The 23,054-nt window shown below is 64.7% G+C and carries 21 protein-coding genes and 1 tRNA gene; 14 read left to right on the top strand and 8 right to left on the bottom strand.

Annotation, left to right across the window (positions count from 1 at the left end; all coding sequences use genetic code 11):
- Both Q0949_RS11330 and Q0949_RS11325 read left to right on the top strand, forming a co-directional pair.
- A complete protein-coding gene (locus Q0949_RS11330) occupies positions 1 to 894 on the top strand; it encodes a DMT family transporter (RefSeq protein WP_299371883.1) in 894 nt (297 codons plus the stop codon).
- Positions 891 to 1,772, top strand: coding sequence for a sugar kinase (locus tag Q0949_RS11325; RefSeq protein WP_299371880.1), 882 nt, complete (start codon positions 891 to 893; stop codon positions 1,770 to 1,772). Before Q0949_RS11330 ends, Q0949_RS11325 begins: the two co-directional genes overlap by 4 nt.
- Here Q0949_RS11325 and Q0949_RS11320 read toward each other — a convergent pair.
- On the bottom strand, positions 1,769 to 2,959 hold the full coding sequence (locus Q0949_RS11320) for a mannitol dehydrogenase family protein (protein WP_299371877.1): 1,191 nt from the start codon (positions 2,957 to 2,959) through the stop codon (positions 1,769 to 1,771). The genes Q0949_RS11325 and Q0949_RS11320 overlap by 4 nt on opposite strands.
- 3 nt (positions 2,960 to 2,962) lie before the next feature.
- Complete coding sequence (gene uxaC / locus Q0949_RS11315) at positions 2,963 to 4,318, bottom strand: glucuronate isomerase (RefSeq protein WP_299371874.1); 1,356 nt, start codon at positions 4,316 to 4,318, stop codon at positions 2,963 to 2,965.
- Between the two features lie 89 nt (positions 4,319 to 4,407).
- Here uxaC and Q0949_RS11310 point away from each other — a divergent pair, with 89 nt between their 5' ends.
- From Q0949_RS11310 to Q0949_RS11265, 10 genes are all read left to right on the top strand, one after another.
- Positions 4,408 to 5,445 (top strand): Gfo/Idh/MocA family oxidoreductase, encoded by a 1,038-nt coding sequence (locus Q0949_RS11310; RefSeq protein WP_299371871.1) that lies wholly within the window; start codon positions 4,408 to 4,410, stop codon positions 5,443 to 5,445.
- Positions 5,442 to 6,449 (top strand): Gfo/Idh/MocA family oxidoreductase, encoded by a 1,008-nt coding sequence (locus Q0949_RS11305; RefSeq protein WP_299371868.1) that lies wholly within the window; start codon positions 5,442 to 5,444, stop codon positions 6,447 to 6,449. The genes Q0949_RS11310 and Q0949_RS11305 overlap by 4 nt, the downstream gene beginning before the upstream one ends.
- A complete protein-coding gene (locus Q0949_RS11300) occupies positions 6,446 to 7,489 on the top strand; it encodes a Gfo/Idh/MocA family oxidoreductase (protein WP_299371866.1) in 1,044 nt (347 codons plus the stop codon). Before Q0949_RS11305 ends, Q0949_RS11300 begins: the two co-directional genes overlap by 4 nt.
- A complete protein-coding gene (gene uxuA, locus Q0949_RS11295; protein ID WP_299371862.1) occupies positions 7,486 to 8,667 on the top strand; it encodes a mannonate dehydratase in 1,182 nt (393 codons plus the stop codon). Before Q0949_RS11300 ends, uxuA begins: the two co-directional genes overlap by 4 nt.
- A complete protein-coding gene (locus Q0949_RS11290; RefSeq protein ID WP_299371859.1) occupies positions 8,664 to 9,668 on the top strand; it encodes a Gfo/Idh/MocA family oxidoreductase in 1,005 nt (334 codons plus the stop codon). The genes uxuA and Q0949_RS11290 overlap by 4 nt, the downstream gene beginning before the upstream one ends.
- A gap of 147 nt (positions 9,669 to 9,815) precedes the next feature.
- Entirely contained in the window at positions 9,816 to 10,727 is a 912-nt protein-coding gene (locus Q0949_RS11285; RefSeq protein ID WP_299371856.1) for an NAD(P)-dependent oxidoreductase, read from the top strand.
- Positions 10,724 to 11,590, top strand: coding sequence for a sugar phosphate isomerase/epimerase family protein (locus Q0949_RS11280; RefSeq protein ID WP_299371853.1), 867 nt, complete (start codon positions 10,724 to 10,726; stop codon positions 11,588 to 11,590). Before Q0949_RS11285 ends, Q0949_RS11280 begins: the two co-directional genes overlap by 4 nt.
- A gap of 111 nt (positions 11,591 to 11,701) precedes the next feature.
- The gene (locus Q0949_RS11275) at positions 11,702 to 12,994 is read left to right on the top strand and encodes a nucleotide sugar dehydrogenase (protein ID WP_299371850.1); all 1,293 of its coding nucleotides are present in this window, start codon (positions 11,702 to 11,704) and stop codon (positions 12,992 to 12,994) included.
- A gap of 84 nt (positions 12,995 to 13,078) precedes the next feature.
- Positions 13,079 to 14,689 carry a glutamate synthase-related protein gene (locus tag Q0949_RS11270; RefSeq protein WP_299371847.1) on the top strand — a complete coding sequence of 537 codons (1,611 nt, stop codon included), beginning with the start codon at positions 13,079 to 13,081 and terminating at the stop codon, positions 14,687 to 14,689.
- Entirely contained in the window at positions 14,686 to 16,659 is a 1,974-nt protein-coding gene (locus Q0949_RS11265) for a thiamine pyrophosphate-binding protein (RefSeq protein ID WP_299371844.1), read from the top strand. Before Q0949_RS11270 ends, Q0949_RS11265 begins: the two co-directional genes overlap by 4 nt.
- Positions 16,660 to 16,688: 29 nt before the next feature.
- Here the strand turns inward: Q0949_RS11265 and Q0949_RS11260 are convergent, their stop codons facing one another.
- The 5 genes from Q0949_RS11260 to Q0949_RS11240 are packed head-to-tail and all read right to left on the bottom strand — an operon-like array spanning position 16,689 to position 21,510.
- Positions 16,689 to 17,456, bottom strand: coding sequence for a 5-oxoprolinase subunit PxpA (locus Q0949_RS11260; protein WP_299371841.1), 768 nt, complete (start codon positions 17,454 to 17,456; stop codon positions 16,689 to 16,691).
- A 4-nt stretch (positions 17,457 to 17,460) separates the two neighbouring features.
- A complete protein-coding gene (locus Q0949_RS11255; RefSeq protein ID WP_299371838.1) occupies positions 17,461 to 18,483 on the bottom strand; it encodes a biotin-dependent carboxyltransferase family protein in 1,023 nt (340 codons plus the stop codon).
- Positions 18,480 to 19,226 carry a carboxyltransferase domain-containing protein gene (locus Q0949_RS11250; RefSeq protein WP_299371835.1) on the bottom strand — a complete coding sequence of 249 codons (747 nt, stop codon included), beginning with the start codon at positions 19,224 to 19,226 and terminating at the stop codon, positions 18,480 to 18,482. The genes Q0949_RS11255 and Q0949_RS11250 overlap by 4 nt, the downstream gene beginning before the upstream one ends.
- Before the next feature lie 10 nt (positions 19,227 to 19,236).
- On the bottom strand, positions 19,237 to 20,469 hold the full coding sequence (locus tag Q0949_RS11245) for a crosslink repair DNA glycosylase YcaQ family protein (protein ID WP_299371832.1): 1,233 nt from the start codon (positions 20,467 to 20,469) through the stop codon (positions 19,237 to 19,239).
- Positions 20,470 to 20,475: 6 nt separating this feature from the next.
- Positions 20,476 to 21,510, bottom strand: coding sequence for a LacI family DNA-binding transcriptional regulator (locus Q0949_RS11240; RefSeq protein ID WP_299371830.1), 1,035 nt, complete (start codon positions 21,508 to 21,510; stop codon positions 20,476 to 20,478).
- Positions 21,511 to 21,640: 130 nt separating this feature from the next.
- Here Q0949_RS11240 and Q0949_RS11235 point away from each other — a divergent pair.
- Positions 21,641 to 21,717: transfer RNA gene (locus Q0949_RS11235), tRNA-Arg, on the top strand.
- A 16-nt stretch (positions 21,718 to 21,733) separates the two neighbouring features.
- Positions 21,734 to 22,423 (top strand): DUF4238 domain-containing protein, encoded by a 690-nt coding sequence (locus Q0949_RS11230; protein WP_299371827.1) that lies wholly within the window; start codon positions 21,734 to 21,736, stop codon positions 22,421 to 22,423.
- A gap of 138 nt (positions 22,424 to 22,561) precedes the next feature.
- Here Q0949_RS11230 and Q0949_RS11225 read toward each other — a convergent pair whose 3' ends face one another.
- Complete coding sequence (locus tag Q0949_RS11225) at positions 22,562 to 22,897, bottom strand: hypothetical protein (protein ID WP_299371824.1); 336 nt, start codon at positions 22,895 to 22,897, stop codon at positions 22,562 to 22,564.
- Between the last annotated feature and the right edge of the window lie 157 nt (positions 22,898 to 23,054).

The following is a 23,054-nucleotide window of genomic DNA, read 5'->3' as shown; positions in this document are numbered from 1 at the left end:
ATGGCCATCGCGGCACTTCCACAACAGGACCGCGCCGCGCTGGGCATCATGATGACGCTGGCGGCCTATGCCTTTTTCAGCGTCATCGACACGTCGGTGAAGTGGTTGGTGCTGGCCGGGCTGCCTGCGTTTCAGTTGGCGTTCATGCGCTATGCACCGCATTTCATCATCTCGACCCTTCTGGTGCTGCGGCAGGGGGTGAGCTGGTCGAGTTTTCAGACCGATCACCTGGGCCTCGTGTTGGCGCGGGGGTTCCTGCTGGCCTCGGCCACGTTGTTCAACTTTATCACGCTGAACTACCTGTCGCTGACAGTGACGGGGTCGATCATGTTTTCGGCCCCGATCATCGTTTGCGCGCTGAGCTGGCCGCTTTTGGGGGAACGGGTGGGGCCGTGGCGGTGGTTTGCGATCATCCTGGGGTTCATGGGTGTGCTGGTGGTGATCCGGCCCTTTGATGCGGCGTTTCACTGGATTGCACTGCTCAATGTCTACAACGCCTTTGCGCTGGCGCTGTATTCGATCATCACGCGCAAGATTGCGGGCGTGGTCGCCGCCGAAACGATGCAGTTCTACATGGGCGCCTTTGGTGCGCTGACGCTGGCGCCCTTTGCGATGTGGGTCTGGGTGCCCCCGGCCAGTGGGCTGGAATGGGGGCTTTTGATTGGGTTGGGGATTGCCGGGTGGGCCGGGCACGAGATTTTCTCGCGGGCGCATACCTATGCGCCGGCCAACACGCTGATGCCCTACACCTACAGTTTCCTGTTGTACCTCGCGGTTGCGAGCTATGTGGTTTTTAACGATGTACCGGACGGGTGGACGATGCTTGGTGCGTCGATCATTGTTGTGTCCGGTCTGATCATCTGGCGGCGCACGGCGCGAAAGGAATTGCCATGAAAGTTGGAGCGATCGGCGAGGCGATGGTCGAGCTGTCGATGGACGGTGCGACCGCGGCCAAGGTGGGCGTGGCGGGGGATACGCTGAACACGGCGATCTATCTGAAACGGTCCGCGCCGGAGATCGAGGTGGATTATATCACGCGACTGGGCACGGATAAGTTTTCCGATCAGATCGAAAAGTTCATCCGGTCGGAATGGATCGGCACCGCGAATATCGAACGCGATCCGGAGCGGATGCCGGGCCTTTACGCCATCACCACCGACGATGCAGGCGAGCGGTCATTCAGCTATTGGCGTGACAGTTCCGCCGCCCGGCGCATGTTTGCGACGGATCACGGGGCGGATTTCAGCGGGCTTGAGGGCTATGACGTTCTGTACCTGTCGGGGATCACGCTGGCCATCATGTCGCCGGGGATCCGCACGGCGTTGATGCGGTTCCTGCAAGGGTTCCGGCAAAAGGGCGGGCGGGTCTGTTATGACAGCAACTATCGCCCGCAGCTGTGGATCGACCGCGAGACGGCGATGGCAGCCAATGCCGCGATCTGGGCGCTGACCGACATTGCCGTGCCGTCCATCGACGACGAAGAGGCCCTGACCGGCGAAGACGCCCACACCATTGCCACGCGGTTCCGCATGATGGAGCGGACAGGCGCCTTGAAGCGCGGGCCATCGGGGCCGCTGTGCCTCAAGACCGGGGCGGAGGGCACCTTTGCCCCGGCGGAGACGGTTGTGGACACCACCGCTGCGGGGGACAGTTTCAACGGCGGGTATCTGGGCGCGCTGTTGACCGGTGCGTCGCAGGCGGCGGCGCTGAAGGCGGGGCATGATCTGGCGGCCAAGGTGATCGGCCACAAGGGTGCCATCCTGCCGCGCTAGGGCGCGCCGATGATCTGCCGCAACGCGCTGGCCGGGTTGGCCCCGCGGCAGGCATCGTCTAGGGCACCGGCCATGGGGTCATCGAGGGTCCGCCCCGCGCCTGTTTCCACGCGGACAAAGTCACACCAGGCGTTGATCGCCTGTGTCAGCGCCGGGCTGGGTGTCCCCGTGCGGTCGCGCAAAGTTGCGACGACACGTATCGGCATCTTCTGGCTGCCATCCATGGCGATCTGGCGCAGTCGGTGGTGCAGGTTGGGATTGTCGAACCGCTCAAGCAAGGCGTCGGCATAGGGTGCCGCCTGCGCACGGACCGTTTCGGGCAGGGTCTCTGCCGCCTCTTGCATCAGGGCGTAGGCGCCTGCGCGCAGCACCGGGTCAGCGACGGCCTGATGGACGAATTCGTGGCCCCGCAGGGTGCCCGCATAGGCGAGATAGGAGTGCGCGCCGTTCAGCATTCGCAGCTTGCGCATTTCGTGCGGGGCAACGTCGTCCACCCATTGCACACCCGGCCAGTCGGGGCGGGCGGCGGCAAAATTATCCTCGACCACCCATTCGGTGAACGCTTCGGTCGGGACGGCCATGGGGTCCGACGCTTCGGCGCGGATGGCGTCGGTGGTGGCGGGGGTGATACGGTCGACCATGCTGGCCGGAAAGGTGACGGGTGCGGTGATCGACAGGCCCGCCGCCGCGGCAAAGTCCATGACCGCCGCGCGCAGTTTCGGGCCATTGTCCGCGAGGTTGTCGCAGGACAGGACGGTGACCGGGGCCGTGCGCGCCGCCAGCCCGCGCGCCAGTGCGCCCACGGGCGTCGGCGCGCCGCCCGCCAGATCGTCCCGCACCGCGTCGGCGTTCAGGTCGAGGCGGCCCTCGGGGCCGAGGTGGTAGGCCTTTTCCGTCACGGTCAGCGTGATCACGGCGACCTTAGGGTCGGTGATCGCGGTATGCAGGGCCTGTGGATCCTCGGCGGCGACGATCATGCGGTCGATCACGTCGATCTGGCGCAACCGTGTGCCGCCCGCGTCCTTGATCACCAGTGCATAGCCATAGCCCTGCGCGGCCAGCCCGTCGCGGATGGCGGGGGAGCGAAAGCTGACCCCGGTGACGCGCCAGCCCGGGCTGGACTGGGTGTAATCGGCCTGATGGGCGCGAAAGAAATTGCCGACGCCAAGGTGGAGAATGCGCGTCATGGTCTAGCCCAGCCTGTAGGTGTCGCGGGCCAGATCGGTGGCCAGCAGGCGGGCGATGTCCTGCCCGGTTGCGAGGTCGAAATAGCCGCGCGCGATCTGTGTATCGAGGTGCACGGCCACGGCGCGTCGCCACAGGTCGTGACGCGCGGGGATCGACAGAAAGGCGCGGGTGTCGTCGTTAAACCCGGCGAGGTTCCAGTAGCCGGCGGTTTCCACCACCTGATCCAGATAGCGGGCGATGCCCGCCGCGCTGTCATGAAACCACCATGGCGGTCCGATCCGCAGGCACGGCCAGTGCCCGGCCATGGGTGCCAGTTCGCGGGCATAGGTCGTTTCGTCCAGTGTGAACAGGATCAGCGTCAGGCGCGGGTCATTGCCCACGCGGTTCAACAGGGGCTCCAGCCCGCGCACCCAGTCGGTGGCGACGGGGATGTCCGCGCCCTTGTCGCGGCCGAACTGGTTCAGCACGGCGTGGTTGGTGTTGCGGCGGCTGCCTGCGTGCAGTTGCATCACCAGCCCGTCATCGAGCGACATTTGCGCCATTTCGATCAGCATGTGCCCGTGGAACGCCGCAGCGTCGGTTTTGTCGCCCGCACGTAGGCGGTCATAGGTTGCCGCCGGTGTGTCGAGCCAGACGGTGCGGGGGTCTTCGATGGCGTGGTCGGTGGCGGTGGCCCCCATGGCCTTGAACGCCGCACGGCGCTGGCGGAGGGCCGACAGGAACCCGGCAAAGGTGGTGGTATCGGTGCCGGTCATCGCCCCCAGCGCATCCACCGACGCGTCCCAGCCGGGGGCATTTGGATCAAGCAGCGCGTCGGGGCGGAACGTGGGCACCACGCGGCCCGGCCAGCCGCTGTCGCGGATGGCGGCGTGGTGGGACAGGTCATCAAGCGCCGCATCGGTCGTCGCCAGCACCTCGATCCCGAAGCGGTCAAAGAGAGCGCGCGGCCTGTGCGCGTCCTGCGCCAGCCAGTCCGCGATATGGTCATAGACGGCGTCGGCGGTGTCGGGGCCAAGCGGATCGGGGCAGCCCAGCGTGTCGTGCAGGACATGAGTGATCCATGTGCGGCTGGGCGTGCCAAGAAACAGGTGCCAATGCGCAGCAAAGGTCCGAAAGATCGCGCGCGGGTCGCGGTCCTGTGGGGGCACGCCCACGCCCAGATCGGCCAGCGCCACGCCTTGGGAATAGAGCATCCGGAACACGTAGTGGTCGGGGATCACCAGCAGATCTGCCGGATCGGCAAACGGCGTGTCATCGGCAAACCACGCGGGGTCGCAATGCCCGTGTGGCGACACGATGGGGGCGTCCTTGATCCCCTGATACAGCGTTTCCGCATGCCCCGACAGTTGCAGCACCATTCCGGCCTCTCCCTTTTTCGGCAGACTATCACGAATGCCCCTTGGCGCATGTGTTAAATGCCGCCAATCTGGCATCCGGGAGGACGAAAATGCAGGTGTTGCTGATCGGGATGGGGATGGTGGCGCAGACCCATGTTCTGGCGTTGCGTGATGCGCAGGGCGGGCCTCAGCTGGGCGCTGTGCTGGGGCGTGATGCGGACCGGACGGCGGCGTTTGCGGCGGCGGCGTCGGACACGGTGGGGCAGCAGGTGGTGGCGTTCACGGACCTTGACGCGGCTTTGGCGCACGGCCCGGATATGGCGATCCTGATCACACCGCCCAATGCGCGTATGGCTGAGGCTGCGGCGCTGTCAGAGGCGGGCGTGCCCACATTGATGGAAAAACCGATTGAGCGGACCCTAGATACGGCGCGTATGGTCGTGGACGTGTATGCCCGGCGCAATGTGCCGCTTGGCTTCTGTTTCCAGCACCGGACGCGGGACGCGTCAGCGGCCTTGCGCGCGCGGCTGCGCAATGGGTCGCTGGGCGAGGTTGTACATCTGGACATCCGGGTGCCGTGGTGGCGCGATCAGGCGTATTACGATGTGCCGGGGCGCGGCAGCTATGACCGGGATGGCGGTGGTGTGATGATCAACCAGGCGATCCACACGCTGGACCTCGCACTTTGGCTGGCGGGGCCGGTCGCGCGGCTGAGCGCGCAGATGCGGACCAGCACGCTGCACCGATTGGAGGCCGAGGACATCGCCGCCGCGATGCTGGAGTTCCAAAGCGGCGCGACCGGGGTTCTGAGCGCCACGACCTGCGCCTATCCCGGTGGGACGGAGAGCATTGCGATCACAACCACGCGGGCGCAGGTGCTGTTGCAGGGGGACAGGTTGCGCATCGACTGGCACGACCGCCCGGCAGAAGTCATCGCGCCCGAGGGTGCGGGTGCCACGGGGGGCGGGGCCGATCCGATGGCCTTTACCCACGCCTGGCATCAGGCGGTGATCGAGGATTTTGCAGGTGCCGTGCGCGCAGGCCGCGCGCCGCTTGCCCCGCCGGACGAGGCGCTGCACGTGCACGCCGTCATCCATGCCATGCAAGAGGCGGCCCGCAGCGGCGCCCGTACCGAGGTGCCGACATGACCCTGAGCTTTGTGGCCCTTGGCCTTGATCACCGCCATATCTATGGCATGACCGAGAACATGCAGCGCATCGGCGCGCGGTGCCTTGGGTTCTGGACCCAAGGCGATCCGCAGCCGCTGGCGGGCTATGTCAAACGGTTCCCCGATCTGCACCGGTTCGACACGCTGGACGCGGCGCTGGCGGCGGGGGCGGATCTGGCGCTGGTGTCGGCGATTCCGGCGGACAGGGCCACGCTGGCGGTCCGTGCCATGCAAGCCGGGCACGACGTGATGACCGACAAGCCCGGCTGCACCACTCATGCGCAACTGGCGGAGATCAGGGCCTGTGTGGCCGAGACGGGGCGCATCTGGTCCATCAACTTTTCCGAACGGTTCGAGGTGCCCAGCGTCACGCTGGCCGATCAACTGGTGCGCGACGGGGCCATCGGGCGGGTGGTGCACACGACGGGCCTTGGGCCGCACCGGCTGAACCGTCCGACGCGGCCCGACTGGTTCTTTGACCGCGCGCGGTACGGGGGCGTATTGACCGATATCGCCTCGCACCAGATCGATCAGTTCCTGCACTTTACCGGGTCCGAACGGGCGGAGGTGACGATGGCCCATGTGGCCAATCACGCCAATCCCGGTGACCCCGGATTGCAGGATTTCGGAGAGATGTCGCTGCGCAGCGCGCAGGCCAGCGGGTATATCCGCGTGGATTGGTACACGCCCGATGCGCTTCCCAACTGGGGTGACGGGCGGCTGACCTTGCTTGGGACGGATGGGTATATCGAGCTGCGCAAATATGTGGATGTGGGCGGGCGTGCGGGCACCGACAGCGTGATCCTTGTGAATGGCGACCGATGCGAGGTGCTCGACGCGCGCGAGGCGGGCTTGCCCTATTTCGAGCGGCTGGCACATGACATTGCCCACCGGACGGAAACCGCGATGACGCAGGATCACTGTTTCCACGTGATGGAACTGGCGCTGGACGCGCAGGCCATGGCCGAGGGGGCGGCGCGATGATCCGTGTTGCGATCCTTGGCGGCGGCATCGGGGCGCAGCATCTGGACGCCTACCGCGCGCTGCCGGGGTTCGAGGTCACGCATCTGGTGGATCAGGATGCAGAGCGGTGCGCGGCCCTGTGCACGGGCGGCATCACCGGCCTGACAGGGATCGAGGACGCGCTGGTCGCAGATGTGGACCTGATCGACATCTGCCTGCCACCGCATATGCATGCGCCGGTCACGGTGGCCGCGCTGGAGGCGGGCAAGCATGTGATCTGTGAAAAGCCGCTGGCCACGTCGATGGCGCAGATCGCGCAGATGCGCGCGGCGGCACTGGCGGCGGGGCGGCAGGTGTTTCCGGTCTTCCAGTACCGGTTTGGGCCAGCTTTTGCGGCGCTCGCTGCGCTGCGAGAGGCGGGGCTTTTGGGTGCGCCACGCGCCGCGTCGCTGGAGACGCATTGGAACCGGGGGGCCGATTACTATGCCGTGCCGTGGCGCGGCACCTGGGCAGGAGAGCAGGGCGGCGCGGTTCTGGGCCACGCGATCCACGCGCATGACCTGCTGTCGCATGTGATGGCGCCGGTGACGGGGCTGACGGCGCGGCTGGGCACTCTGGTGAACCCGATCGAGACCGACGATACCGCCGCCATCCTGTTCGAACTCGCGGGCGGCGCGCTGGCGACCAGTTCGGTCACGCTGGGCAGTGCGACGGATGAAACGCGGCTGCGGCTGGTCTACGAACATCTGACGGCGACCTCTGGCACGGTGCCCTATGCCCCGGCCGAGGGCACATGGCGGTTCGAGGCGCGGGACCTGGCGATGCAGGCGCAGGTGGACGGGATCGTCGCGGACTGTGCCGGTACACCTTCGGGTTTTGCGGGGTTTCTGGACCACGTCGCGCGCGCGCTTGCCGGGCAGCCCAACAGCGCGGTGACATTCGACGCTGGGGCGGCGTCGGTTGCTCTGGTCACTGCGATCTACACATCTCACCGTACGAAGGCGCATGTAGATCTGCCCCTGCCGGACGCGCACCCCATGACACAAGGATGGCACCCATGATCGAATGCTGGCGCTGGTTTGGACCGGACGACCCCACGCAGCTGTCCGACCTGCCGCAGGTCGGGGCCACCGGCGTTGTGACGGCCCTGCACGTGTTCGCGCCGGGGGTCGAATGGCCGCGCGCTGCGATTGCCGAGCGCAAGGCCATGATCGCGGCGGCAGGTCTGACCTGGGAGGTGGTGGAGAGCCTGCCGGTGTCCGAGACGATCAAGACGCAAGGTGCGGATATGGCCGCGCATCTGAAGGCCTATAAGGCGAGTCTCACGTCGCTGGCCGCCGAGGGGATCGAAACGGTGTGCTACAACTTCATGCCGATCCTCGACTGGACGCGGACGCAGACGCGCGCGCCGCAGCCCCATGGCGGGACGGCGATGCTGTTTGATCTGCCGACCTTTGCGGCCTTTGATCTGCATATCCTCGCACGGCCCGGCGCGGCAGAAGACTATCCGGAGGTGGTGCGCGTGCAGGCGGGCCAGGTCCATGCCGGGCTGGACGACGCCGCGCGGCAGCAGTTGACGCGCACGATCATCGCGGGCCTGCCGGGGGCGAATGATGGATGGACGCTGGATGACGTACGGGCGCGTCTGGCGACCTATGACGGGATCACGCCCGCGCAGCTACGGCAGAACCTGATCGACTTTCTGGGGGAGGTCGCTCCCCACGCGCAGGCGCTTGGGATGCGCCTGTGCTGTCATCCGGATGATCCGCCGTTTTCCCTGCTGGGTTTGCCACGGGTGATGTCGACAACGGATGATTATGCGCATGTGCTGGAGGCGGTAAATCTGCCGTCCAGCGGGGCAACATTGTGCACCGGGTCGATGGGGGTGGACCCGTTCTTTGACGCGGTGGAGTTTGTCCGGCGGCTGGGGCCGCGCATCCATTTTGCGCATCTGCGGAACACCAAGCGGTTGCCGTCGCCGGACCCCGCGCGGGCCAGTTTCCTTGAGGCGCCGCATCTGGAGGGGGACACGGACATGGTCGCGACGCTGCGCGCGCTGATGGCGGAGGAGACGCGCCGCCGGGCCGAGGGGCGCGCGGATCACACCATTCCGATGCGGCCCGACCACGGGCAAGAGCTGTTGACCGACCGTACCCGCGACAGCCTGCCGGGCTATCCGCTGATCGGTCGTATGCGCGGGTTGGCCGAACTGCGTGGCATCATGGCGGCGCTGGCATGATCCGGGTCGGGGTGGCCGGTGCCGGGCTGATCGGCACGCAGCATATCGCCGCGATTGAACGTGCGCCCGGTGTCCAACTGTCGGCGGTGTTCGACCCGGTGGTCGAGGATGGCCCATGGCCGCGCGCGGGCAGTCTGGCGGAACTGGCCGGGATGTCGGACGGGGTGATCCTTGCCGTGCCCAATGCGCTGCATGCGCCCATGGCAATGGAGTTGATCGGGCTGGGCACGCCCATGCTGATCGAAAAGCCGCTGACCGGGACCGCCGCCGAAGGGGCGGAGATCGTGGCGGCGTCTGCGCAGTCGGGTGTCCCCGTGCTGGTCGGGCATCACCGGCGGCACAATCCGATCATTGCCAAGGCGCATGAGATCATCGCCTCGGGGAGGTTGGGGCAGATCACGACGGTGCATGGGCAGTGCTGGCTGCCCAAGCCGGACCACTATTACGACGCGGCGTGGCGGCAGGGGGCGGGGGCCGGGCCGCTGTTCATCAACCTGATCCATGATGTCGATGTGTTGTTGCACCTGTGTGGTCCGATTGCGCAGGTCCAGGCCTTGGAAAGCAACGCGGTGCGCGGGGCCGAAGCGGAGGAGGTGAGCGTGGCGATCCTGCGCTTTGCCAGCGGTGCGCTGGGCACGCTGAACCTGTCGGATGTGGCGCTGGGGCCGTGGAGCTGGGAACTGACGGCGGGGGAAAACCCGGCCTATCCCAAAACGGATCAATCCGCCTATCTGATCGGGGGGCGGCAGGGGTCTCTGGCGTTGCCAAACCTGACCGTATGGTCGCAGGCTGAGGGGCCGGATTGGTGGGCGCCGATCGATCAGACGCGCGTACCCCTGCCGCTGGCGGATTCGCTGGCCGCGCAGATCGGCCATTTCGCGCAAGTGATCCTGGGCAAGGCCGCGCCGCTCGTGTCGGCGGCGGACGGATTGCGCGCGGTGCAGGTGATCGAGGCGATCAAGATCGCCGCCCGCGCCGGCACGCCCGTGGACATCGAATAAACGCTCGTCTTGCGGCGATCTTGTGCTAGCGTGGACGCGCGCGCAGTGCGCGCCGCGATAGGGCAGGGGGTGTCTTTTGGACCTGCTCGGCGTCCGCGCATGACGTGAAACCCCACCCTGAAAACGGACCACAAAGAGGAGCAGCTGATGCCGTCAGTTGGTGTGATCGGATTGGGTGACATGGGCAGCGGGCTTGCCAAGAACCTGATCGCAAATGGATTTGAGACATGGGGCCGTGACCTGCTGGACCACCGGCAGCGCGCGTTCGAAAAGATGGGCGGCCATACGGGGGCGTCTACGGCGGAGGTGGGCCGCAACGCGCAGGCCGTGTTCGTCATGGTGATGAAGGGCGCGGAGGCGCATGAGGTAATCCTTGGCCCCGATGGGCTGGCCGAGACGATGGCGCCGGGCGGTGTCATCCTGCTGACCGCGACGGTGAAACCGGCCGAGGCGCGGGCGATTGCCCAAGGTCTTGCGGGCCGAGACCTGCACCTGATCGACAGCCCGGTATCGGGCGGGTTTCCGGGCGCGCAGGCGGGTACGCTCACCATGATGGCGGCGGGGACCGATACCGCGATGGACATCGCCCGCCCCGTGATGGAGGCGGTGTCAGCCAATATCCACCGTGTCGGCACAGATGCGGGCGATGGTCAGACGGTCAAGGCGTGCCTGCAATCGCTGATCGGTGCCCAGTTTTCGGCGACGTTCGAAGCCGCGGCATTGGCGGCCAAGGCGGGCGTGCCGGGGCAGGTGATCCTCGATGTCTTTTCGACCTCATCCGCGGGGTGCGGGGTTGTGAACAACGCGCTGGAAAAGATCATCGACCGGCAGTTTGAGGGCACGGGCAGCCATATCAACACCATGCACAAGGATCTGACGATCTCGATGGCCTTGGGCGAGGAGTTGGGCGTGCCGCTCCATACGGCGGCGTCGGCGATGCAGGTGTTTCACGCCGGACGCACACGCTATCCCGACGGTGACAACTGGACCTGCACGCAGGTGATCGAAGAGATCGTGGGCGCGGAACTGCACCGTGACGCGGCCAAGGTGACGCGATGAAGCTGGGGGTCATTACCGACGGGATCAGCCGCGATCTGGCCCATGCCGTCGATGTGATGGATGAGTTTGGCCTGGACTATGCGGAGCTGCAATTCGTCGGCGATACCGAGGTGGGCGATCACAGCGCAGGCGAAATCCGCGAGATCGACGCGCTGTTGCGTGATCGCGGCAAGCCGGTGTCCTGCCTCAGCCGCCATATCTTTGCCGGGACCACCAGCGCCAATCGCGCGGGCGACGCGCTGCACATGCAGCACATGGATGCTCTGAAACGGGTGATCGACATGGCGCATGTCGTGGGCAGTCCGCTGGTGCGCATCATGACCCAGAAAAAGGAGCAGATTCTGTGGGGGTCGCATGGTGCGGAAAAGTGGAACGTGGCCCATGGCGCGTGGGACACGATGGCGCCGATGATCGCCCCGGCTGTCGATCTGGCCCGCGCCGAGGGTGTCACGCTGGTGGTTGAGACGGGCAATGGCACGATGGTCAATTCGAACTACACCGCGCGGCGATTGATTGATGAGCTGGACGCGCGCGACGCACTAAAGGTGCTGTGGGATCCGGCCAACAATTGCTGGTGTCACGAACTGGCCTATCCCGATGGGTACGAAGAGCTGCGCGGCGGGTATCTGGGCCACGTGCACATCAAGGACGTGCAGGTGGATACACCCCGCGCCACACTTGAGGTACGCGAGATGGGGCAGGGGCAATTGGGGCCGCTGTTTGCGCCCATGGCCGATGCGCTGCATGCGGATGGCTACGAGGGCGTGATCAGTTTCGAGAGCGTTTATCACCCCGGCAATGGCGACTTTGAGGCGGGGTTTCGGGCCTGTGTCGACCGGTTCAAGGCGGTCTTTGGGCCGTAGCGCTCGCAAACTTGTGCGTGCCGACCCCTTCATTCCGGGCGCGGCACCCTCATATTGCGCCTGCCTGCCTGCGCGGTTAGGCAAGCGTAATGCAATGAACAGGTGCCCGCGATGACTGCTGCCCCCCTTCCTGCCCTGGATGATATGCGCGTGGCCGTGATCGGGCTGGGCTATGTCGGGTTGCCCTTGGCGGTGGCCTTCGGGACACAGCGCGCCACGGTTGGCTACGATCTGGATGCGGGGCGTGTGGCGGAGCTGCGTGCCGGGACGGACAGCACCGGAGAGGTCGACGATCTGGGCGCCGCCGCGCATTTGACATTTACCAGTGCGCTGGACGATATCGCGGACTGCAACGTCTATATCGTCGCCGTGCCGACCCCCATCGACAACCAGCGCCAGCCTAACCTTGGGCCGTTGCTTTCGGCATCGCGGGCGATCGGCCAGGTGATCAAGCGGGGTGACATCGTCATCTACGAAAGCACGGTCTATCCCGGCGCCACCGAGGACGATTGCCTGCCGCTGGTCGAGGCGGGGTCGGGTCTGGTGCTGAACACCGACTTTTACGCCGGCTACAGCCCGGAGCGGATCAATCCGGGCGACAAGGCGCGGCCGCTGACCAAGATCTGCAAGGTCACGTCGGGATCGACGCCGGAGGCCGGGGTGGTGATTGACGCGCTGTATCGCACGATCATCACGGCGGGCACGCATCTGGCCCCGTCCATCCGCGTGGCCGAGGCGTCGAAGGTGATCGAGAACACGCAACGGGACGTGTCCATTGCCCTGATCAACGAGTTGTCGATCATCTTTTCGCATCTGGGGCTGGATACGGCGGCAGTGTTGGATGCGGCGGCGACCAAGTGGAATTTCAACCGCCTGTCGCCGGGTCTGGTGGGCGGGCACTGCATCGGCGTGGACCCCTATTACCTTGTGCACAAGTCGATCAGCGCAGGCCACATCCCGGACATCATCCGCATGGCGCGCGAGATCAACGACGGGATGGCGCGGCACGCGGTGTCCCTGCTGATCAAGGCGATGATCCGCCGCGAGGCCCGCGTGCACGGCGGGCGGGTTCTGGTGCTGGGCATCACGTTCAAGGAAAACTGCGCCGATATCCGCAACACCAAGGTCGTGGATATGCTGGGCGAGTTGGCGAGCTATGGCCTGTCGGTCGACCTGCATGATCCGTGGGCTGACGCAGACGAGGTGCAGGGCGAATATGGCATCAATCTACTGCCCCGAATGCCGCAGGCGACGGGGGCGTATGATGCGGTCATCCTCGCCGTGGCGCACGACGCGTTCGTGGCCGGGGGCGCGGACGCCCTGAGGGCACAACTGACAGACCAGGGCGTGCTGTTCGACATGAAATCCGTTTTCGATCAGGATCAGAGCGATCTGAGGCTCTGATCCGTGTAAGGCGCGAATATTGTGAAGTGATTTCCCGGTCGGCATGTGTCAGGTTGGCGGCGAACTTCAATTCAGGACGCCTTTATGACACCACACGTAGTTGCCCAACTCAGTACCCTGCCGGACCGCAGTCCCGCCTATGCCATTGTCGGCGAGGTGGACCTTGTCGTTGTCCGTTTTGACGATGACATATCGGTGTTTTACGGGCGGTGTCTGCATCGCGGGGCGCTGATGTCGGACGGGTTTGTGCGCGGCGACAACCTGATCTGTGGGGTGCACGACTGGGACTATCGGCTCGATAGCGGGGTCAGCGAATACGCCAATGAAGAGGCGCTGCCCAAGTTCAAGAGCTGGCTGGAGGGCGACGACATTTGTGTCGATGCCGATGAGGTCAACGCATGGGGCCACGCCAACCCGCAGCCGTTCAACCGCGACGCCTATCTGGGCCTCTATGCCGACACCGCGCATGGCACCGAGGAAGAACCCTATGCCGGGTTGATCAGGCAATACGCCCGCGACGGGTTGTCCAAGACGGGCCACCACGGGGCGGTCGATGCGATGGGCGTGCCGCGCGTGCAATTGCCCGATTGGGATGACATCCAGTTGCTGACCGCGCAGCTGCACAAGCCGCCGCTCTTGGACGACGATCCGGTTGGGACGGAAGTGGTGATCGGCCCGAATGCGCAGAAACCGCTGAAGCTGGATATCCCGCTGTTCGTGTCCGACATGTCTTATGGCGCGCTGTCGGAGCCAGCCAAGATCGCGCTGGCGCGTGGGGCCGAACTGGCCGGGACGGGTATCTGTTCGGGCGAGGGCGGGATGCTGCCCGAAGAGCAGGAGGCGAACTCGCGCTACTTCTACGAACTGGCGTCGGCGCGGTTTGGGTTTTCCTGGGACAAGGTACAGAAGTGTCAGGCGTTCCACTTCAAGGGCGGGCAGGGGGCCAAGACCGGCACAGGCGGACACCTGCCCGGCAACAAGGTACATGGCAAGATCGCCGAAGTTCGGGGCCTGAACGAGGGTGAAGACGCGATTTCACCGCCCCGGTTCCCGGATTGGACCGACCCGGCGCAGATCAAGGATTTCGCCGACGAGGTGCGCGACCGGACGGGGGGTATCCCGGTGGGGTACAAGCTGTCGGCGCAGCATATCGAAAAGGATATCGATGCGGCCCTTGAGGTCGGCGTCGACTATATCATTCTGGACGGGCGTGGCGGCGGGACCGGCGCGGCCCCGATTATCTTCCGCGACAATATCTCGGTGCCGACGATCCCCGCGCTGGCCCGTGCCCGCGCGCATCTGGACCGGTTGGAGCGGCATGACGTGTCGCTGGTGATCACCGGCGGGCTGCGCAAACCGGCGGATTTCATCAAGGCACTGGCGCTGGGCGCGGATGCCGTGGCACTGTCGAACTCGGCCATGCAGGCCATTGGCTGCATCGCGATGCGGGCGTGCCACACGAACAATTGCCCCGTGGGCATCGCCAGCCAGAAACCGCATCTGGTCAACCGGCTGGTGGTCGAGAAATCCGCGCGGCAGCTGGCCAATTTCTTTGAGGCGTCGACCGAGTTGATGCAGGTGATGGCGCGGGCCTGTGGCCACGATCACCTGTCGAAATTCAATATTGATGACCTGACCACGTGGAAAAAGGACATGTCCGAAATCTCGGGTGTCCCGTTTGGAGGTGTAGCATGACCGATCAACTCGACTGGATCCGCGTGGGTCAGACCGGCGACCTGCCCGAAGGCCGCGTGAAAACCGTGACGGCGCGCACCGTGTCCATCTGTCTGTCGCATTTCGACGGGCAATGGGCCGCGATGGACAACCATTGCCCGCACCAGCGCGGGCCGCTGGGCGAGGGGTCGATCGAAAAGGGCGAGGGTGGTAAATGCTGGATCCGTTGCCCGTGGCACGGCTGGGATTTCGATCCGCTGACAGGGGCGCCTCCGGGCGGGCACGAGGATACCGGGCAGAAGATCTATCCGCTCAAGATAGAGGGCGACGAGATTTTTGTGGGCCTTGAGCCCGAGCCGCCGCATGAGCGCACCGTGTCCGACCAAATGGCCGAGAGCATGGTGAACTGGGGCATCAAGCACGTGTTCGGCATGGTCGGCCACTCGAACCTCGGACTGGCGGATGCAATCCGTATGCGGGTCGAGGCGGGCGAGATGAAATATGTCGGCATCCGGCACGAAGGGGCCGCCGCCTTTGCCGCGTCGGCCTATGGCAAGCTGACGGGGCATCCTGCGGGTTGTCTGACGATTGCGGGGCCGGGGGCGACCAACCTGCTCACCGGGCTTTGGGATGCGAAAGTGGACCGCGCGCCGGTTTTGGCGCTGACTGGGCAGGTGCAGACGCAGGTCTTTGGCCCCGGCGCGTTTCAGGACATCGATCTGGCGTCGGCCTTTGATGCGGTCAGCCGGTTCAGCCAGACGGTGCTGAGTACGTCGAAACATTCCGAACTGGTGTCGCTGGCGATGAAGAACGCGTTGGTCGAGCGCGACGTGTCGCACCTGATCTTTCCCGATGACATGCAGACCAACCCGTCGGACGCGCCCGCGTCCACGCCGGATGGCCGTATGGGCCGTGCGGTGGTCAAGCCGTCGGACGAAGATGTCGCCGATGCGCTCAAGATGCTGAACGGGGCCAAGCGGCCCATTCTGGTGATCGGCCACGGGGCGTGGGATCATATGGAGGCCATCGAGAAACTGGCCGTGGATCTGGGCGCGCCCGTGCTAACCACGTTCAAGGGCAAGGGGCTGATCGCGGATGATCACCCCAATGCCGCTGGTGTGCTGGGCCGTTCCGGCACGCCCATCGCCTCGTGGTTCATGAACGAGGCGGACCTGATCCTGACCCTTGGCACGTCGTTCTCAAACCACACCGGGATCGAGCCATCCAAGCCGATCATTCAGGTCGATTTTGAACGGATGCAGCTGGGCAAGTTCCACCCCGTCGACCTGCCCATCTGGGCCGAGATCGGCGCGTTCTGCGCGGCGATCAACGGTGGGCTGTCCCGCCCCGCCGATGCACCGGATCAGATCGCCGAACTGGCCGACCGCTGGGACATCTGGCGGCGCGAGAAACGTTCCCGCATGGAGGAGGAAACGGCCAAGGGCATCCACGCCTTTGCCATCTTTGACGCGCTCAGCCGCGTGGCCCCCGCGGATGCGATCATCGCCGTGGACGTGGGCAACAACACTTACTCCTTTGGCCGCTATTTCGAAACCAAGGGCCAGCGCGTGCTGATGTCGGGCTATCTCGGGTCCATCGGCTTTGGCTTTCCGGCGGCGATGGGGGCATGGGCGGCGACGCAGGATTTCGACTGGCTCAAGGGACGCAAGATCATTTCGATCTCCGGTGACGGTGGCTTTGGTCAATACCCGATGGAGCTGACCACGGCCGTCAAATACGGGATGGATATCACCCATGTGCTCTTGCACAACGGTGAGCTGGGCAAGATCACCAAGGAACAGAAATCTGGCGAATGGCCGGTGTGGGAAACGTCTCTGCACAACCCGTCCTTTGCCGCCTTTGCCAAGATCTGCGGCGCGCATGGGGAAAAGGTCGTGTCGTCGGATGCGATCGAGGCCGCGTTGCAAAAGGCGCTGGACGTCGATGGCCCGGCGCTTGTCGAAATCATGACCGACGCGGAACTGGTGTAGGTGCGCATTCACTGCGCACCTCTGTTATCTCAGCCGGTGCGCCCGTCAAAAGTGCGCACCGCGATCCCTTCGGCCTCGAGTGTGCGGCGGACGCTTGCGGCGATGTCCACGGCTTCGGGTGTGTCGCCGTGGCAGCAGATGCTGTCGATGGGTGTGTCGATCCGGGTGCCGTCCTCGGTGATGATCGCCTGCGCCTTGACCATCTCGACCATGCGCCGCCCGGCAAGCTCTGCGTCGTGTATGATGGCACCGGGCTGGCGACGGTCCACGAGCGTCGCGTCGGAATTATAGGCCCGGTCGGCAAAGATTTCGCAGGCAAACCGCGCCCCAAGCGACCGCGCGGCACGTTCCTGCGCGGTGGCGGCCAGCACCATGAGGATCGCATCGGGATGCGCCGACAGCGCGGCGTCATAGCAGGCGCGCGCCATCTCTTCGTTCTCTGAGGTCATGTTGCCCAGGGCGCCGTGCATTTTCACGTGGCGCACCTGCGCGCCCAGTGCACGGGCCATGCCCAGCGTCGCCCCCACCTGGCAGCGGATCGAGTTTTGCAGGGAGGCAATCGGCATATCGATGCGGCGACGGCCAAAGCCCTGAATGTCGGCAAAGCCGGGATGCGACCCCACGCCCACGCCCTTGTCCAGCGCGATGCCCATCGTGGATGCCATGACATCCGGGTCGCCCGCATGGGCGCCACAGGCAATGTTGGCCGAGGTGACGATGTCCAGAAGGGCCGCATCGTCGCCCATGGTCCATGGACCAAAGCTTTCGCCCATATCAGCGTTCAGATCGACGTGCATGTGTTCATCCTTCGTCCAGTGGCGCGTCGGTGGCGGATATCATACCGCCCACCAGTTGATATGACAGCAAATCCTGCATCTGCGCCGGATCCCGCACCAGCGGGGTCACGGTTTGCGGCAGCTTGCGCAGCTCTGCATCGGCGCGGGCCTGTACCGCGGCCCCGTCCGCGAGGCTGAGAAATTCGAACCGGATCGCGGCACCCGCGGGGGCTTGCGCCACGCGCGGCAGGTCGCAGGGCAGCACCGTGCCGATCCGGGGATAACCGCCTGTGGTCTGGCTTTCTGCCATGAGGACAAAGGGCGTGCCGTCGCCGGTGATCTGGATGTCGCCCGGCACGATGACCTCGCTGACGATGCTCAGCGCCTTGGGGTTGGTGAACCCCTGGCTGTCGCTGTCCATGCGGATGCCCTGCCGATTGGCGCGGGGGTCGCGGCGAAACTCGGTCGCCTCGAAAAGCGCACGGATGGCGGGGTCGAAATCCTCGGTCTGCATGCTGGGCACGATGCGTACGGTCCCGCCAGTCAGCCGGGGTTCGGGTGACAGGGTCATGCCGGTGTCGCGCCCCTTGTCCGTTGCAACCGGCAGGGCCTCACCTGCGCTGACCAGCGCGCCCAGTCCGCAGGACTGGTGCGTTGCGCGCGATCCCAGCAGGGGGGCCGTGGCAAAGCCACCGCCCACATGCAGATAGCCATAGGTGCCAGACCGCGTCGGCCCGATGACCAGCGCGGCCCCCTTGGGCACCAGATGACTTGCGTTCCAGGCAACCGCGTCACCGTCGATCTGCGCGGTCATCACCGCACCCGTCAGCGCGATGCGGATGTCTTCGGTGGCGTCAAAGGTTCCGCCCGTGCCGACCATTTCGAGCACGGCACAGTTCGGCGATTGCCGCAACAGCGCCGCCCCTTCGTGCACGGCGCGGGTGTCTGCGGCGCCGCCTTGGGTCAGGCCCTTGGCCAGAAACCCCGGACGGCCCAGATCCTGAACCGCGACGCCGGGTCCCACCTGACGCACGACAAGCGCCCTCATGTGATCAACACGCGGTCCGCGCCTCCGGACCCGTCGCTGTTGTTTGCCTCGATCCGCGCCAGTTCGGCCTCGGACACGGGTGCGAATTGCACCTCGTCTCCGGGGGCCAGCGGAAAGGGTGTCGTGCTGTTTGGGCGGAAACAGGCAAAGGCGGATTGCCCCACATGGCGCCAGCCCGTCGGCGTGTCCTTGGCAAAGAGGCACACCTGTCGCACCGCGGCCACCAGCGCCCCGGCGGGCACATTGGGTGTCAAACCCACCTGACGGGGGATGTCCCACGCCTGACCCAGCGTGCCGAGGTACGGCTGACCCGGCGCAAAGCCCAGTGTCAGAACCCGCAACCGTGCAGATGTCAGATCGGCCAGCGCCAGCGCCTCGTCCATGCCTGCGGCCTCTGCGGCCTCGCCCAGCTGTGGCGCGCGGGCCCCGCCAAAGGCGGCAGGAATGGTCCAGAGCGCGCGGCCTTCGGGCAGTTGGGCCGTGGTCCAGTCCTGCGCCGACAACACCTCGGCCAGCCTGTCGCGGATGGTGTCGAAACCATGGGTCGCCAGATCGATCCGAAAAAACGCCGAGACCAGCGTGCTGCTGCTTTCCTGCACCTCCGCCCAGCCCGCCGCATCGACCGCACCGCGAAAAGCGATGGCCGCCCGGTTGGCGGTATCCGTGGCCTTGTCCCCGAACGTGACCAGAACACCGTTGAGGCCAACGGAGCGGATCTTGGGGGCAAAGTCGGTCTGGGTCATGGGAGGCAGACTAGCGGTTCTGCACAGGTGCGCAATCGGGTTCCATCGGGGTACGCAACCAGCCATCGTCAAAGGCCAGATGCGACACACCGGCCAGACGCAGCACGCGGTCGAGTTCGGCCTCGAGGGCCGCCTGCCGCCCCTTGCCCCAGCGGACCTTGCGTTCGGGCCAGAGGGCGCGCACGCGCAGCGTATCGTCGGCGCGGAACGCCTTCATGTCGATGCGGCCCACCAGCCGGTCGCCTTCCATCAGCGGAAAGACATAGTAGCCATAGGTCCGCTTTGGCTCAGGCACAAAGATCTCGATCCGGTAGGCAAATCCGAACAGCCGTTCGGCCCGCTTGCGGTCCCGCAGGGCCGGGTCGAACGGGCTGAGCACGCGCAAACGGCCTGTTGGCGGCTGGTCCAGTGCGGGGTCCTCTGGCAGGTCGGGCCAGGCAAAGGCGGGGCGTACCGATCCGTCCACCCCTGTCACACCGACCTGGATGATGCGCCCTTGCGCCAGCGCAGTCGTGCACCACGCCTTGGCCTCGGCCGGGGTGATGTGATCCCAGAACGCCGCCAGTTCGCCATGGGTGGCAAAGCCCAAACGGTCCAGCGCCTCGCGGCAGCACCAGTCGATGCTTTCCTCGGTATCGGGTGCATTGCCCTGCGCTGTCTGGTCCAGCACACGTTCGGTCAGGTCATAGTATTTCTGGAACCCCTCGCGCCGCACAACCTGCAAGGCACCGCTGCGCCACAGGTATTCCAGCGCCGTCTTGGACGGATGCCAGTCCCACCACCCGCCGGAGCCGCGTTTCTCGCCCTCGCCGACATCGCCGGAACAACAGGAGCCGTGGTCGCGGATCCGGTCCAGCACGGGCTGAAACTTGGCCTCGAACCCGTCGCGCCGCCATTCCGACCATTTGTCCCGCAACCGCGCCGCGTCCCGTTCCCGGCGCAGATGCCAGTACGGATAGAACCGCAACGGGATCACGGCCGCGTCATGGGTCCAGTGTTCAAAGAGCGCCCGGTCCTTTTCATAGAGCGTGCGCAGCGCCTTGGGGCGATATCGCGGCCTGCGCGAAAACAGGATCATGTCATGTGCACGCGCCACGGTGTTGATGCTGTCCAGCTGCACAAAGCCCAGCCGTTCGATCAGGCCAAGCAGGTCTGCGCCACGCGCGAGCCCCTGCGGTGTTTCAGACAGCGCATGGCGGTCCAGAAAGACACGCCGCGCCGCGGTGTTCGACAGGACGAACATAGTGGATCAGGGGCGCATCGTGCGACGCAACGTGTCGCCATAGGAAATCTTGGGCGTCAACGTGATCACAGAGGGCGTGGGGTCCGCGTCAGGCCCGGACTTGTCGCGGATGATCTCCGCTGCCGCGCGCCCGATCTCAAGACGGCAGGCATCCGTTGTTGCCAGCTGCCGCGGCAGCCCTTGCAGCAACTCGACACCGTTGAACCCGGCAAGGCCGATCTGGCCGGGCACGTCGATGCCCTCGTCCAGCAGGTACAAAAGGCCGCCTGCGCCGATCATGTCATTGGAATAATACAGGAAATCGAGGTCCGGATTTTCCTGCAACATGGCCTTGGTCATCTCGCGCCCCTTGGCCAGCGCCGACCCGCCTTCGTAAAAGTCGCGCGCCTCGATCTCGACCCCGGCCTTGGCCAACCCTTCGGTCAGCCCTTCGAACCGTTTACGGGCGCGGTGGTCGCGTGGCATCGATGTGCCCATGAACCCGATCCGGCTGTAGCCTTGCTTGAGGATCGCCTTCGCCATGTCCATCCCGGCCTTGCGGTGGGAAATGCCCACCATGTTGTCGACCGGGTTGCCGTCGGTGTCCATGATCTCGACCACCGGAATGCCCGCATTGGTCAACATGGCCGTGGCCGCGTCCGAGTGTTCCAGCCCCGCGATGATCACTCCGGAGGGCCGCCAGGACAGCATCTCGTAAAGCACCCGCTCTTCCTTGTCGCGCATATAGTCGGTGACGCCAAACACAGGTTGCAGGGGCGTGTCCTCGAGCACCTGGTTGATGCCGGTCAGGACCTCGGGAAACACCATGTTCGACAGGGACGGCACAATCACCGCGACAAGGTTCACATGCTGCGAAGCCAGCGATCCGGCAATCTGGTTGGGCACATAACCAAGGTCCTTGGCCGCCTTGAGAACTTTTTGCCGGGTGGTTTCGGAGACATCACCGCGATTGCGCAACACGCGACTGACGGTCATTTCGGAGACGCCGGATGCAGCAGATACATCGCGCAGGGTCAGCGGGCGTTGGGCGCGATCGGTCAATGGCTGTCCTCGAAGTTACCTCTGGATCGAGTTACCGCCAAATCAGCCGGGAATTCAAGCGCGACGGTATCGCGGCGTGGATGGAAACGGGTGACAAACGCGCTCCGGACCGCTAACCCAATACCCGCGCGGCCCCGTGGCTCAACTGGATAGAGCAGCCCCCTCCTAAGGGGCAGGTTGCAGGTTCGAATCCTGCCGGGGTCGCCAAAAACGCCTGAAAAATATGGCTTATTTGCAAGACGTTGTGCAGAAGCGTGTAGGAACGCCCGTTTCGGTAAGTGCCGGAGCGGAACTATCCGCACAGCTCTTTCAACAAATTGGCCGCTTCACAGCGATGCATAAACAGACTTTCGAATCTTCAATGAACGAGTTTGACGCCCATTCGGGCAAGACAACTTCACCTGAAGAACGTAAGAGCATGCGCAACTTCATTCTTGATACCGACAGCTACTATCTGGATGTTCCCCGTCACGCATGCCTAGAAGTATTTGGCTCTATCGAAACGGTTGCGGAACACCTTCTCAACATGCGTTGGGTGGTGGGTAAAAGCAGAGAACAGCACTTAGTTACTTCGGATTGCCCAGTCTCAAGGATTACTGACCCTGCGACTCATAGCCCCTTTCGCGGTGACGGGGGCTTCAAGAACAAGACGGTCCGTATTGGCCTGCCGTTATCTTCAGAGCACATGTTAGAAATGACCTGGGGAGGCGAAGAGCGTCATCGCGTAGTAGACATTCCGAAGGAGATGGCACGTGAGATGAACCGGCTTCGAGCAGTTAAAGCCGAGAGATTTGTCTTCGCTGGTTGCCGCGACCACGGAATTGAAAAGCTTTGTCGCAAGTGGCTCTCAGTCGATACTGGACCGAGGATTCAGACAAATCATAAATCTGCAGAAATCAGAGTAAAACGCTGACCCCGATCCCACCGAAGCGCAAACAGCAAGGCGACCCTTGTCATACGCTGGCGCTGCTGACACGGGACCTTGCGAGGGGCGGCAAGTCTCACCTTCGAACCCCACCGGCGCGTGCACAGCCCGCACCAAAGAGCCCGGTCAATTTCGGAAATGCCGCTCCGCAAGTTCAAAAATAGTTCGCGACGGCTCGTTTTCACAATGAAAGACCAATGCTCCATAAGCGGCTCCGACGGCCTCTTTGGCACTGTCGGGATGTTCAAATTTGGCGAGGAGCCCGAAACCCAGCAGAAAACTCTTGACCTCTCTTGCTTCGGTCGTGCTGAAGAAACTTTGCTCATCGTTCATTGCAGTAAGTATCATTGGAAGCGCCTGATCACACCGCATTGTTGTGTAGAGACTTTCGAGACTTGTTTGCGCTAAGCTAGCGAGAGGCAAGGCCGAGGCAAACAGAGTCATGATTGCGGCGTTTTTCATCGATAATCTCCACATTGCTTCGGAAACATGTAAGTCGCACGAGAGCGCTCGCACCTACAAGGCATATATCAGAGCGGCTCGCTGGCCTATGACGACAACCGCGACCTGATCCGCGATGCGGACGGGCAACCCAAGGCCGTCACCCGCGACCCACTGC

The sequence above is a fragment of the uncultured Tateyamaria sp. genome (assembly GCF_947487805.1).
GTDB lineage: Bacteria > Pseudomonadota > Alphaproteobacteria > Rhodobacterales > Rhodobacteraceae > Tateyamaria.
Note: the sequence above shows the minus strand (reverse complement) of the source record. Positions and strands in the feature narration are given on the sequence as shown.